Genomic DNA, 12302 nt, shown 5'->3' with positions numbered 1-12302 from the left:
CTTATTCGGTCTGGCCCTGGCTGACGCATTCGCCGCGTCGCCAGAGGCTCCATTGGCCCGGTTCGTAGCGGGTCCAGGTTTCGTTTTCGGTCAGGGGTTCGGTGGCGATCACCGTGACCACATCGTTGGGCGTGGTTTCAGCCTGGAAATCGACGATCACATCGACATCCTTCAGCCGCGCCGGGCCGAACGGCGCGCGACGGGTGATCTGGGCCAATTTGGTCGAGCAATAGCAGAACAACCAGTCGCCGTCGCTCAGCAGGCAGTTGAACACGCCTTTGCTGCGGTATTCGGCGCAAGCGGCGACCAGATCCGGCAGCAACGCTTCGATCTCGACTGGCTCCGGAAACGCTGCGCGCACACGGTTGAGCAAATCGCAGAAAGCCGCTTCGCTGTCGGTGTCACCGACGGGGCGGTAAAAGCTTTTGATCGGTTCAAAATCCGCGAGCTGGCCGTTGTGGGCGAAACACCAGTTGCGGCCCCACAGTTCGCGCACGAATGGGTGCGTGTTGGACAGGCAGACCTTGCCAACGTTGGCCTGGCGAATGTGCCCGATCACCACTTCGCTTTTGATCGGATAGCGCTGCACCAGGTTTGCCACTTCGGACTCGCTGCTAGCTGCCGGGTCCTGAAACAGCCGCAGGCCGCGCCCTTCGTAGAAGGCGATGCCCCAACCGTCACGGTGCGGACCGGTACGGCCGCCGCGCTGCATCAGCCCGGTAAAGCTGAACACGATATCGGTCGGCACATTGGCGCTCATGCCCAATAACTCACACATGCTCGGACTCTCGATGGAAGGCAGGGGCAAGGTTACAAACGCGGTTCGACCCGCAATCGCTGAGGGTTGCTCGGCACTGGCGGACGACCGTAACGATCATCGCCGGCACCGCCGAACGGATGATCGTCTTCAGGATCGTCGGCCCGGGCCGCGGCCTTGGCGGCGGCAGCCTGTTCCTTGCGAGCGTTGGAGGCGCGTTCGAGCGGGAAGCGGATCGCCACGTAAACCAGGTAAATGCCGAAGGCGATCATGCCGTACATGAACAGATCGGAAACCGCCCGCCAGGCGTTGTTGCCCACCTTGAACAGCAGATCGAGCGCGGTGATGGCGATGGCCGGGGCCACTTTTTCCTTCACCGGGTCGATAATGGTCGGGCTGAACAGCAGCACGGCAACCAGCAGCCGCAGCGGTTCGCGCAGCCAACGCCACATCCAGCGGGTCATGCGCATCCACACCAACAGGCAGCCTAAAGCGGCAAAGGCGTAGAGGCCCCAGGCGATCAGATAGTCGTTCTCGGTCATGGTGTCCATGGCAAGGCAGGCAAAGAGGCGCTTATAGTAACGACTTTTCGCCCGTCAGGCGTAATCCATGTCGGAGCGAACTGTGGCGAGGGAGCTTGCTCCCGCTCGGCTGCGAAGCAGTCGCAAAGCTTTTGGGGTCGCTTCGCAACCCAGCAGGAGCAAGCTCCCTCGCCACAAAGGCTCGCTCCCACAGGTTCTGAAGTGGCACCAAGACCTGCGTGCTGTCTGCGAAACCCTATTTTCCGTACAACGTTCGAGAGTCCTTCATGCCTTTATCCGCCAACGTCACCAGCGCCCCGATTGCCCACAAGGCCGACGGCCCTGACCCGTATGCCTGGCTGCAGGAGCGCGACACCGACGCGGTGCTCGACTACCTCAAGGCTGAAAACAGCTATCAAGAAGCGCAAACCGCCGATCAGGCCGCGCTGCGCGAAACCCTGTTCGAGGAGATCAAGGGCCGGATTCTCGAAACCGACCTGTCGCTGCCCTCCCCGTGGGGCCCGTACCTGTATTACACGCGCACCACCGCCGGTGACGAATACGCCCGCCACTACCGCTGCCCGCGTTCCGCCGATGACAGCCTGCAGCTCGATGAAAGCCAGGAACAGCTGCTGCTGGACCCGAACGAACTGGCCAATGGCGGCTTCTTTTCCCTCGGCGCATTCAGCATCAGCCCGGATCATCAGCGCCTGGCCTACAGCATCGACGCCACGGGCGATGAGATTTACACGCTGTTCGTGAAGGAATTATCCAGCGGCCGTGTCAGCGAACTGGAATTTCAGGACTGCGACGGCAGCATGACCTGGGCCAACGACAGCCTGACGCTGTTTTTTGGCGAACTGGACGACACCCACCGCCCGCACAAACTGTTGCGCTATCGACTGGACGGCACGGCAGCCGAAGAAGTGTTCAATGAGCCGGACGGACGATTCTTCCTGCATTGCTACCGCTCCAGTTCCGAACAGCAATTGCTGTTGTCGCTGGGCAGCAAGACCACCAGCGAAGTCTGGGTCCTCGACGCCTCGCAGCCGCAGCAAGCCTTTACGTGCCTGGCGCCACGGGTTGAAGACCATGAATACGACGTCGACCACGGCACGCTGAACGGCGAGTGGGCCTGGTTCATCCGGACCAACCGCGACGGCATCAACTTTGCCCTGTATACCGCTGTCGATACCGGCGTGGCGCCCACCGAAGCCGACTGGCAGAACCTGATCCCCCACAGCGACACCACGATGATCGAAGGCATGAGCCTGAACGTCGGCGCGATGACCCTGAGCCTGCGGGTCGGCGGCCTGCCAGTCATTGAAGTCCACCCGCAGGACCTGCCGAGCTACCGCGTGCAACTGCCGGATGCGGCTTACAGCCTGCACGTGCAGAACAGCCTGGAGTTTGTCAGCGACAAAATCCGCCTGCGCTACGAGGCCTTGAACCGTCCGGCGCAGATCCGTCAGCTGGAACTGGACAGTGGCGAGCAGAAAGTCCTCAAGGAAACCCCGGTGCTCGGCCCGTTCGACGCCGACGCTTACGTCAGCCAGCGCCTGTGGGCGACGGCACCCGACGGCACGCAAGTGCCGATCAGCTTCGTGGTCAAACGCGAAGCACTCGGCAAACCGACGCCACTGTATCTCTACGGCTACGGCGCCTATGGCGAGAGCCTCGACCCGTGGTTCTCCCACGCCCGCCTGAGTTTGCTGGACCGCGGCGTGGCGTTTGCCATCGCCCACGTGCGTGGCGGCGGTGAACTGGGCGAAGCCTGGTATCGCGCCGGCAAGCAAGAACACAAGCACAACACCTTCAGCGACTTTATCGCCTGTGCCGAGCACCTGATCGACAACGGTTTCACCACTTCACAGCAATTGGCGATCAGCGGCGGCAGTGCCGGCGGGTTGCTGATCGGCGCCGTACTCAATCAGCGTCCGGAGCTGTTCGGCGCGGCGATTGCTGAAGTGCCATTCGTCGACGTGCTCAACACCATGCTCGACCCGGACCTGCCGCTGACGGTTACGGAATACGACGAATGGGGCAATCCTGAAGAGCCGGACGTTTATGATCGGATCAAGGCCTACGCCCCGTACGAAAACGTCACGGCGCAAGCCTATCCGGCGACCCTGGTGATCGCCGGCTACAACGACAGCCGTGTGCAGTACTGGGAAGCGGCGAAGTGGGTGGCGAAGTTGCGCGCGACCAAAACCGACACCCATCCCCTGCTGCTCAAGACCGAACTGGGCGCCGGGCATGGCGGGATGAGCGGTCGATATCAAGGATTGCGTGACGTAGCACTCGAATACGCATTTGTTTTCAAGGTTTTGGGGATTGCCTGAGGAACTTGGCCCGGCGTGCTGGTCTTAACACCAGACACCGGGCCTCGGTCACACCCTTCCCCTGTGGGAGCGGGCTTGCCCGCGATGAGGCCTTCACATTCAACATTTATGTTGAATGTTACATCGTCATCGCGGGCAAGCCCGCTCCCACAGGGATATGCAGTGAATCCAGACCCGGAACAGAACAGACAAAAAAGACCGTGCCGACATGTCAGAACCGACCTTACTGAACAACGAAATCCGCGACTGGCTGATGGACTGCGGCCTGTTCGATCAGCTGCTGCCAGCAGACTTCGCCGCCGCGTCCGGCTACTTCAGCATCAGCACCATCCCCGAAGGCGAAGAGATTTTCCATGAGGGCGATGCCGGCAGTTTCATGTGCATCATCCACACCGGCCAGGTGTCGGTGCAGAAAACCAACGGCGACGGGCAATTGGTGACCATGGCCACCTTGCGCAGCGGTCGCTCGTTCGGCGAAATGGCCGTGCTCGATGGTGAACGACGTTCGGCCAGTTGCGTGGCCGCCAGCCATTGCCAGCTGCTGAACCTGGGCAAGGACTCTCTGGAAAAGATGATCAACGAGGCGCCGAAAATTGCCGCCAAGATCATCCGCGCCCTCGCCGTCGCCCTCTCCAAACGCCTGCGCATGGCCGACGGGCAACTGCTTTCGCAGCAGGTCTAACCGCCCGGCGATTTGGTCTTCGTGCTATTTGGTTCAAGGCCCGGCAACGGTTGATCCTTGGACGGAGGGCTGGGCATCTCGATCGGTACCAGCGGTGGGCCACCACTGCCCGGTCCGGCCTTGGGCAAGGAGGTCGGGGTGATTTGCGGATACGGCGTAGGCGTGGCGGTGCCGGGTGAGCCGGGCATCACTGTCGGACTGGTCGGAATGGTTTGCAACTGCTGGGCCTGCACTGCAGTTATCGAGAGCGCGGCCGAGGCAATGACCGTTAGAATGGTGCGCTTCATCAATGGCTCCGTTGGCCTTGTTGTCATTGGCAGGCTACTCCCAACTGCCTCTGTTTGCCTTCCCCCAATTTGAGATTTCCATGAAACGTTTTGTTCTGCTCGACACCGCCCCTATCCCTGAAAACGGCGGTGCCTTGTGCCTGTTCGAGTATGGCGAGGATTTCGTCATCAAGATCCAGGGCGGCGATGGCGGGCAGTTGATGAACACCCGCATGCACGGCTCCGAAGATGCCCTGGCCGAGATCCCGTGCCGCAAGGTGGCCGGCCGGCCGAATTCGCGGGTGCTGATCGGCGGCCTGGGCATGGGTTTCACCCTCGCCTCGGCCCTCAAGCATTTGGGCAAGACCGCTGAAGTGGTGGTCGCCGAGCTGGTGCCCGGCGTGGTGGAGTGGAATCGCGGGCCCCTGGGAGAGAAAGCCGGCAACCCGCTGCTTGACCCTCGCACCGTGATTCGCATGGAAGACGTGGCCAAAGTGCTGCAAGCCGAGCCACAAGGTTTCGACGCCATCATGCTCGACGTCGACAACGGCCCCGAAGGCCTGACCCAACGGGCCAACAGCTGGCTTTACTCCGCCGGTGGCCTGAGCGCTTGCGCCAAGGCACTGCGGCCAAAAGGTGTGCTGGCGGTGTGGTCGGCCAGCGCCGACAAACAGTTTTCCGACAAATTGAAGAAGGCCGGTTTCAAGGCCGAGGAAGTCCAGGTCTTTGCTCACGGCAACAAAGGCACGCGCCACACCATCTGGATTGCCGAGAAGCTCAAGGGCTGAGCTAAACTTCGCTCATAACCGTCATTAGTCTTTTACAAAGGTGAACCCATGAGTTCGTCAACGCCTCCGACCAACACGTCGAAACTGGACCGCATCCTTGCCGACAATCAGCGCGACAAGGAAATGGGTTACCGCGACAAGGCCCTGAAGATGTACCCGCACGTGTGCGGCCGTTGCGCCCGCGAGTTCTCCGGCAAGCGCCTGAGCGAACTGACCGTGCACCACCGCGACCACAACCACGACAACAACCCGCAAGACGGCTCGAACTGGGAATTGTTGTGCCTGTATTGCCATGACAACGAACACTCGCGCTATACCGACCAGCAGTATTTTCACGAAGGCTCGCTGAGCACGCCGAAAATTGCCAAGGCGACGCATAACCCGTTTGCGGCGTTGGCCGGTCTGATGAAAAAAGACGACTGAAGGTCCGCACTGATCGTTCCCACGCTCCGCGTGGGAATGCATCCCGTGACGCTCTGCGTCACATTCAGAAGCGGAACGCGGAGCGTCCCTGGCGGCATTCCCACGCGGAGCGTGGGAACGATCACTGACTCCACTCCCCCAATCCCCGTATAATCGCCGTTTTTTCCCGAAGGCACCCCGCTCGTGGCAGACAAACGGTACAGCTGCATTGGTTTGTATAACCCCAAATCACCGGAAAACGTCGGCTCGGTAATGCGCGCCGCCGGCTGCTATGGCGTGGCGTCCGTGTTCTACACCGGCAAGCGTTATGAACGCGCCGCCGACTTCGTCACCGACACCAAGCGCGTCCACTACGACATCCCGCTGATCGGCATCGACGATCTGAAGAAAATCCTGCCATTAGGCTGCGTCCCCGTCGCGGTGGAGCTGGTCGAAGGCGCCCGCTCGCTGCCGGAATACACCCACCCGGACCGTGCGCTGTACATCTTCGGCCCGGAAGACGGCTCGCTGGATAAAGAGATTCGCGACTGGTGCGAAGACGTGGTCTACATCCCGACCACCGGTTGCATGAACCTGGCCGCCACGGTCAACGTCGTGCTCTACGACCGCATGTCCAAGGGACTCAATACCCGTTCCGGGGCAAAATTCCGCTGAATCACCGCACATTCGATGGAACAAGCCGACGGCTCCGGCAGTCAGCTTAACTATCTATTGTTGAATGCCTGGAGACAGATCATGAGCGAACTCAAACGCGTAGAACGCATCGAATCCACCCCGTTCCAGACTCATTCCGAGCAAAATGTTCACGGCTGGGAACGCGTCGGCTCTCTCGCCGGTGGCGTGCTGATGATGGGCAAGGGCCTGCGTCGCGGCGGTCTTTTCGGGCTGATTCAAGTGGCGATCGGCGGTGTGGCGCTGGCTCGCGGGATTACCGGGCACAGTTCGGCGAAAAGCCTGCTGGAGAAAAGCCGTCAGGACATGAACAACGTACGGGCGAAGATCGAGCGGGCCGGGGAAGAATTGAGCAAGTTGAAGGCGAATGCCGAGGCGGCGACCAATACCGCTACGGTGACGGGTAATGATTCGTTGAAATCGCCAAAAGCCGGGGTCTGATCTCGAATTTGCGGTGAGGCTGACGGCCCCATCGCGGGCAAGCCACGCTCCCACAGGTATTGTGTCGATCGCAACATTGGTGGACGACGCAATACCTGTGGGAGCGGGCTTGCCCGCGAAGGCGGTGTTACTGGAGTAACTCGGTATCCAATACTTTGGAAGACTCGCCAATCACGCTTTCCGCGAGTTGCACAAACTCCTTGGTTTCCACGCTCTCCAGATGCATCGCCCCACGCAACACATCATCCAGCGACCGTTTGTTGCGCGTCTTCAAGCGAATCTCGCGATCCAGTTCCTGCAATAACAACACCACTTTCGACACCTGCGCCGGGCTCACCTGTTCGCCACGCAACGTGGTGACTTTCTGGCTGTCCTTGATCAACTTGCGGTGCAAACTTTCATACCGCTCATCACTCATGCCACCGGCGCGGCGCACCAGTTCGATGGCGTAATATTCGGCAAACCCTTCGCTGATCCAGTCACTGCGCTGCTTGTCGTTGATCCGCGCGAACACCTGCGCCAGTTCACGTACCACCGCGCTGGTGCCGCTTTCGCTGACCAACGGCAGACGCGTGTTCAGGTAGATCGATTCACGCGCGGCCAGGCTGCCGCGCCACATCGGGTCGTTGGCGCCGACAATCAACAGTTTGGCGGGATGGCGCGGGAACACCGCTTGAACCTGCGGCCAGACAAAAGTCAGCAGCGTCAGCACGTCCATGCGGCGCATGCCCTGGCCTCGGGGCGAAGCGACGGTGACTTCGGTTTCCCCAAGCCGCGTGCGACGGCTGCCAAGGTGACCGGCGAGCATCCAGCCCGTGGGCCGGTCGAACAGTCGAGAGACGTTTTCGATGCGGAATTTGTTCTTGCCGATTCGCGGCCAGGCGGTTTCGACGCTTTTCCAGCCGCTGGGCAATTCGAACTCAAGGCGTGATACCAGCTCGATGCCGTCCTGCTGATCGAGTTTGGCCGGCGGCACCAGGTCGTCACCGCGCATCAACGCCCAGGTCGGGGTCATGCGTGTATCGAAGCTGCCGCTTTTGCGCCCGTGACTGATGCGCACGCGGTAGGTCAGGCTGGCCTTGTCAGTGGCCGGACGCCAAACCCCGCGCGTCTGCTCGCCCGGCGTGAGCTGCCATTGGCCATCGGCCTTGAAGTCGCTGTAGTGGCTGCCGTCGCCCAGATCGAAATCCAGACTGCGCACCGCCGAGCCCTGGGCCAGCGTCAGTCGCACTTCGGCCTGATCGCTTTGCGGCAACAGGCGCACGTGGTAATCCAGATCGACCTTCTTCGCCGCCCACACGGACGAACTCAGGGCCAGTAACCCAACGGTCAACGCCAGCCGCAATCCCACAGCCATACACACTCCTTTGTAAAACTAGCCTGCCCGGAAAATCAAATGATCTTCCCAGTCATCTTCGTCCACGCTGCCTTCGGCGAGCATGCGCCCGGACTGGGAAATACGTTCGTGGTGCACCGCATCGCGATCACCGCACACCAGGTGATGCCAGAGTGGCAGGTCCTTGCCTTCGCTGACCAGGCGATAACCGCAGGTCGGCGGCAGCCATTTGAACTCGTCAGCCTTGCCCGGTGTGAGCTGGATGCAATCGGGGACGAATTCCCGGCGGTTCGGGTAGTCGGTGCACTGACAGGTGTTCAGGTCCAGCAGTTTGCAGGCGATGCGCGTGTAATAGACCGAATTGTCGTCTTCATCTTCGAGCTTTTGCAGGCAGCACAGGCCACAGCCGTCGCACAGCGATTCCCATTCCTGTGGATCGAGTTGATCGAGGGTTTTGCGTATCCAGAACGGTTCGACGTTGGCGGCCATGGTTCGAGCATCGACATCAGGTGGTGAAAAGGCCGCCAGTCTAGTGCCAAGGCCCTTGCGGGCCAAGCATTGGCGACTGCCGGTAGAACGGGGCTTGTCAGTTATTGCGCCGCCACGTAGCTTTGCCAGTCGCAACGAGCCATGCCCAAATGCCATTAACGCTCAACCGCGTTGCATTCAGGTGAACTGCCTGGCTCTCGAAAACCTTGGTGCTCAGCTCAACTGCGCCCGCAGGTTTCAGACGACCCTAACTTTCAGACGAAGCAAGGAATCTCTTGATGAGTGCAAATCCACGCGTTGCCGATTATGCGATCCACCCTCAGTTCACCGATCGCTGGTCGCCCCGTGCCTTCACCGGCGAAACCATTGCCGAAGAAACCTTGCTGAGCTTCTTCGAAGCCGCTCGCTGGGCGCCATCGGCCTACAACTCGCAACCTTGGCGGTTTCTCTACGCGCGTCGCGACACGCCGAACTGGGAGCGCTTTCTGGGGCTGCTGAACGAATTCAACCGTGGCTGGGCGCAACACGCTTCGGCACTGGTGATCGTGATCTCGAAAACCACCTTCGCCGTACCCGGCGCCACTGAAGAAACCCCGGCCCTGTGGCACACCTTCGACACCGGTTCGGCCTGGGGCCACCTGGCGCTGCAAGCCAGCATCAGCGGCTGGCACACCCACGGCATGGCCGGTTTCGACCAGGACCTGACCCGCAAGGAGCTGAACATTCCTGAAGGTTATGCACTGCACGCGGCAGTGGCCGTGGGCAAACTGGGCGATAAGGCAACGCTGGCCGATTACCTGCAAGCGCGCGAAGAACCAAGCCCGCGTCGCCCGCTGAGCGAACTGGCGGCTGAAGGCGACTTCACCCTCTAAGCGCTGAACCTGATCGTTCCCACGCTCTGCGTGGGAATGCATCCCGTGACGCTCTGCGTCACATCCAAAGCGGAACGCGGAGCGTCCCCGGCGACATTCCCACGCAGAGCGTGGGAACGATCAGTGGTGGCTTCAGTAGCCGCGGTTGAAATCCACTTCGCCGCGCAACGCCTCGCCCGCCTGATACGCCCGCAGGTTTTCGACAAACAGGTTCACCATCATCGATGGCGAGGTCGGTGCCGAGCTGTGGCCGGTCAGCAGCAAGCCCCAGGCCGTCCAGAACGGATGACGCTGGGGCAGCGGTTCCTGGCGGCAGACGTCGATCACCGCGCCGGCCAGATGCCCTTCTTTCAAGGCTTCCACCAGGTCCGCATCGACCACGGCCACGCCACGCCCGACGTTGATGAACAACCCGGTCGGCTTGAACTGCTTGAACAGTGCCGCATCGTACAAGTCATGGGTATTGGGGGTGTTGGGCAGCAGATTGATGACAAAATCCACTTCACCGACCAGCCGCGGCAAGTCCGCCAGCGCGCCGACTTCAACAAACGGCGCCTGCTCGCGGGCTTCGCTGGCGATGCCGTACAACTCGACGCCAAACGGCACGAGGAACTTGGCCACGGTCTGGCCGATGTCACCGGTGCCGACGATCAGCACTTTGCGTCCCGCCAGGCTTTGGCCCTGGCGACTGTCCCACTTGCGCTCGACCTGGCTGACCAGCCGTGCCAGCACTTCGCGCTCGTGGCCGAGCATGTAGGTCAGGACGTATTCGGCCATGACCTGACCAAAAATCCCGACCGCACGCGTCAGGCGATAATCACGGCGCAAACCGTCAGCCAGCAGCGGCGTAATGCCGGCCCATGTCGATTGCAGCCATTGTGGCTGGTGGCCCTGACGCAACAGGTTCGCCAACAGGTCCGGCTGGCCCAGCCAGATCGGGCAGTCGGCCGCCTGGCTGGCCAATTCTGCGGAGTCGCCGCTGGTCAGTACTTCCAGATCAGGCGCAGCCTGACGCAGCAGTTGGGCGTACACAGGGTGGTCGTGTTCAGCAATCAGAACGCGCATGGTTCAAACCTTTCGAAAACAGTGCAGACGGCCGCCGACGGAGTATCGCTCCGTCGCCCTGGCCATCGCCAAAATCATTCCAGTGTTTCACACAGACTCTGAACAGAGCCTGTCTGCCGATCACATCGGGTCGTTGCGTCGCAGCAATTCTTCCGGCAGGTGTTCGATGTATTCGTCTTCGGCCGGCGGCATTTGCAGGTGGTAGCCCTGCTTCTCAAGGTTTTCCAGGACCACGGTGATGTCCTCGCGCGACAGTTTGCGCTCGGGGGTCAGCACCAGATCGAAAGCGTGATGAGGTTTGCCAAAGGCTGCCATCAGACTTTCCGGGACACGCTCCAGTGCATCGCTTTTGAGCACATAGAGGTACATCTCGTTTTTCTTCAGGCTTCGGTAGATGGAGCAAATACGTTTCAAGGCTGTTCTCCGGCGGTGGCCAGGCTGTCGAGCAGCGCCTGGCCCATCAATTCGCGGCGCCAGCCACGCAGCGAATCAGGCAATTGGTAAGGACCATTGGGGTAGCCGCTCTTGAGCAGCGCTTCCAGGGTTTTCTTGCGCAGCATCAGCTCCGGCGCAATGTTCAGGCGCTCGGCTTCGGCCTGGCCGATTGCACGCAGCTGTTTGACCAGGGTGGCGGCGTCCACCGGCAACGGCTCCGGCACGGCGGGCGGCCATTGATCTGGCGACACACTGCCAGAGCGCTTGATCAGATCAAGCAGAAATTCGCCGTCCTGACGCACGGTACGCGGGTGCATGTCTTCGATTTTCGCCAGCGCGCCGAGGTTGTCGGGTTGCGTGCGTGCCAACGGCCACAGCGAATGCTCACGCACGATGCGATTGCGCGGCAGGTCACGGGCGCGTGCTTCACGTTCACGCCAGGCGCAGAGTTCACGCAACACGGCAAGTTGTGCGCGGGAGAGCTTCCAGGCCAGCTTGGCTTCGCGATAGACCTCGTACGGATCGATCTCGCGGCGCAGGTTGGCCACCAACTCGGCGCCGTCCTCCAGGACCCAGTTGTACTTGTCGTCAGAAAGCTTCGGACGCAGTTGTACGAAAACTTCCGCCAAGTGCAAGGCATCTTCGGCGGCGTAGCTGATCTGAGTATCGGAAAGCGGACGTTGCAGCCAGTCGGAACGGGTCTCGCCCTTGGGCAGGTCGATGCCGAGCACTTCCTGCACCAGTCGCGAATAACCCATCGAGAAACCGAGGTTCAGGTAGGCAGCGGCCAGTTGCGTATCGAACAGTGGCGCCGGCAGACTGCCGGTCAGGCGCAGCAACACTTCGAGGTCTTCGCTGCACGCATGGACGACTTTGACCACGGCCGGGTTTTCCAGCAACGCGGCCAAAGGTTTCCAGTTGTCGATGGTCAGTGGGTCAATCAGGTAAGCGCGTACGCCATCGCCGATCTGCAGCAGGCCTGCGATCGGATAAAAGGTGTCGACCCGCATGAATTCGGTGTCGAGGGCAACGAATGGCAGCTGCTGCCACTCGGCGCAAAACTGACCGAGGCTATCGTTGTCGCGAATCCAGTGAATATCGATGGCCACACGGCTCTCCCTTGAAGAATGGCGCGCAGTATATATCGCCCCCGGCGATTTCCGCGCATCCACTGAACAAGAGCTTTAGCGAAAAGACCTTCCAAACAGCAAGA

15 protein-coding genes are annotated in these 12302 nt (G+C 60.9%); 7 read left to right on the top strand and 8 right to left on the bottom strand.

Features of this window, described 5'->3' with window-relative positions:
- Position 1: 1 nt before the first annotated feature.
- On the bottom strand, positions 2-778 hold the full coding sequence (locus ACYZT8_RS07140) for a class II glutamine amidotransferase (protein ID WP_461980131.1): 777 nt from the start codon (positions 776-778) through the stop codon (positions 2-4).
- A 32-nt stretch (positions 779-810) separates the two neighbouring features.
- Entirely contained in the window at positions 811-1308 is a 498-nt protein-coding gene (locus ACYZT8_RS07135; protein WP_461957680.1) for an MFS transporter, read from the bottom strand.
- A 257-nt stretch (positions 1309-1565) separates the two neighbouring features.
- On the opposite strand from ACYZT8_RS07135, the gene ACYZT8_RS07130 reads away from it, so the two are divergent.
- Together ACYZT8_RS07130 and ACYZT8_RS07125 are read left to right on the top strand one after the other, a co-directional pair.
- Positions 1566-3620 (top strand): S9 family peptidase, encoded by a 2055-nt coding sequence (locus ACYZT8_RS07130; protein WP_461980130.1) that lies wholly within the window; start codon positions 1566-1568, stop codon positions 3618-3620.
- A gap of 208 nt (positions 3621-3828) precedes the next feature.
- Complete coding sequence (locus ACYZT8_RS07125; RefSeq protein WP_461980129.1) at positions 3829-4302, top strand: cyclic nucleotide-binding domain-containing protein; 474 nt, start codon at positions 3829-3831, stop codon at positions 4300-4302.
- On the opposite strand, the gene ACYZT8_RS07120 is transcribed toward ACYZT8_RS07125, so the two are convergent.
- Entirely contained in the window at positions 4299-4589 is a 291-nt protein-coding gene (locus ACYZT8_RS07120) for a hypothetical protein (protein WP_461980128.1), read from the bottom strand. The genes ACYZT8_RS07125 and ACYZT8_RS07120 overlap by 4 nt on opposite strands.
- Positions 4590-4669: 80 nt before the next feature.
- Between ACYZT8_RS07120 and ACYZT8_RS07115 the strand changes: the two genes are divergently transcribed.
- From ACYZT8_RS07115 to ACYZT8_RS07100, 4 genes are all read left to right on the top strand, one after another.
- Positions 4670-5356, top strand: coding sequence for a spermidine synthase (locus ACYZT8_RS07115; RefSeq protein WP_027925870.1), 687 nt, complete (start codon positions 4670-4672; stop codon positions 5354-5356).
- A 48-nt stretch (positions 5357-5404) separates the two neighbouring features.
- Positions 5405-5779, top strand: coding sequence for a YajD family HNH nuclease (locus ACYZT8_RS07110; protein WP_461980127.1), 375 nt, complete (start codon positions 5405-5407; stop codon positions 5777-5779).
- 183 nt (positions 5780-5962) lie between these two features.
- Complete coding sequence (locus tag ACYZT8_RS07105) at positions 5963-6433, top strand: RNA methyltransferase (protein WP_008153126.1); 471 nt, start codon at positions 5963-5965, stop codon at positions 6431-6433.
- Between the two features lie 81 nt (positions 6434-6514).
- Positions 6515-6892 carry a YgaP family membrane protein gene (locus tag ACYZT8_RS07100; protein WP_461957676.1) on the top strand — a complete coding sequence of 126 codons (378 nt, stop codon included), beginning with the start codon at positions 6515-6517 and terminating at the stop codon, positions 6890-6892.
- A gap of 127 nt (positions 6893-7019) precedes the next feature.
- Here ACYZT8_RS07100 and ACYZT8_RS07095 read toward each other — a convergent pair whose 3' ends face one another.
- A complete protein-coding gene (locus ACYZT8_RS07095) occupies positions 7020-8249 on the bottom strand; it encodes a hypothetical protein (protein ID WP_461980126.1) in 1230 nt (409 codons plus the stop codon).
- 18 nt (positions 8250-8267) lie between these two features.
- Positions 8268-8717, bottom strand: a complete 450-nt coding sequence (locus ACYZT8_RS07090) for a YcgN family cysteine cluster protein (protein ID WP_461957674.1) — start codon at positions 8715-8717, stop codon at positions 8268-8270.
- A gap of 278 nt (positions 8718-8995) precedes the next feature.
- Between ACYZT8_RS07090 and ACYZT8_RS07085 the strand changes: the two genes are divergently transcribed.
- Positions 8996-9589, top strand: a complete 594-nt coding sequence (locus ACYZT8_RS07085; RefSeq protein ID WP_131060411.1) for a nitroreductase family protein — start codon at positions 8996-8998, stop codon at positions 9587-9589.
- Positions 9590-9721: 132 nt separating this feature from the next.
- On the opposite strand, the gene ACYZT8_RS07080 is transcribed toward ACYZT8_RS07085, so the two are convergent.
- The 3 genes from ACYZT8_RS07080 to rnd all read right to left on the bottom strand — a co-directional run bounded on the left by ACYZT8_RS07080 (position 9722) and on the right by rnd (position 12198).
- Positions 9722-10654 (bottom strand): D-2-hydroxyacid dehydrogenase, encoded by a 933-nt coding sequence (locus ACYZT8_RS07080; protein ID WP_219095184.1) that lies wholly within the window; start codon positions 10652-10654, stop codon positions 9722-9724.
- A gap of 120 nt (positions 10655-10774) precedes the next feature.
- The gene (locus tag ACYZT8_RS07075; RefSeq protein WP_007898694.1) at positions 10775-11068 is read right to left on the bottom strand and encodes a YcgL domain-containing protein; all 294 of its coding nucleotides are present in this window, start codon (positions 11066-11068) and stop codon (positions 10775-10777) included.
- On the bottom strand, positions 11065-12198 hold the full coding sequence (gene rnd, locus ACYZT8_RS07070; protein ID WP_131060408.1) for a ribonuclease D: 1134 nt from the start codon (positions 12196-12198) through the stop codon (positions 11065-11067). The genes ACYZT8_RS07075 and rnd overlap by 4 nt, the downstream gene beginning before the upstream one ends.
- Between the last annotated feature and the right edge of the window lie 104 nt (positions 12199-12302).

The sequence above is a fragment of the Pseudomonas sp. LB3P93 genome (genome assembly GCF_054898025.1).
The sequence above is the reverse complement of the archived record's forward strand: the minus strand, read 5'-3'. Positions and strand labels throughout refer to the sequence as shown.

Coding starts and splice junctions, on each gene's coding strand:
- ACYZT8_RS07140 (WP_461980131.1), bottom strand. CDS start 778: ATGTGTGAGTTATTGGGCATGAGCGCCAATGTGCCGACCGATATCGTG.
- ACYZT8_RS07135 (WP_461957680.1), bottom strand. CDS start 1,308: ATGGACACCATGACCGAGAACGACTATCTGATCGCCTGGGGCCTCTAC.
- ACYZT8_RS07130 (WP_461980130.1), top strand. CDS start 1,566: ATGCCTTTATCCGCCAACGTCACCAGCGCCCCGATTGCCCACAAGGCC.
- ACYZT8_RS07125 (WP_461980129.1), top strand. CDS start 3,829: ATGTCAGAACCGACCTTACTGAACAACGAAATCCGCGACTGGCTGATG.
- ACYZT8_RS07120 (WP_461980128.1), bottom strand. CDS start 4,589: ATGAAGCGCACCATTCTAACGGTCATTGCCTCGGCCGCGCTCTCGATA.
- ACYZT8_RS07115 (WP_027925870.1), top strand. CDS start 4,670: ATGAAACGTTTTGTTCTGCTCGACACCGCCCCTATCCCTGAAAACGGC.
- ACYZT8_RS07110 (WP_461980127.1), top strand. CDS start 5,405: ATGAGTTCGTCAACGCCTCCGACCAACACGTCGAAACTGGACCGCATC.
- ACYZT8_RS07100 (WP_461957676.1), top strand. CDS start 6,515: ATGAGCGAACTCAAACGCGTAGAACGCATCGAATCCACCCCGTTCCAG.
- ACYZT8_RS07095 (WP_461980126.1), bottom strand. CDS start 8,249: ATGGCTGTGGGATTGCGGCTGGCGTTGACCGTTGGGTTACTGGCCCTG.
- ACYZT8_RS07090 (WP_461957674.1), bottom strand. CDS start 8,717: ATGGCCGCCAACGTCGAACCGTTCTGGATACGCAAAACCCTCGATCAA.
- ACYZT8_RS07085 (WP_131060411.1), top strand. CDS start 8,996: ATGAGTGCAAATCCACGCGTTGCCGATTATGCGATCCACCCTCAGTTC.
- ACYZT8_RS07080 (WP_219095184.1), bottom strand. CDS start 10,654: ATGCGCGTTCTGATTGCTGAACACGACCACCCTGTGTACGCCCAACTG.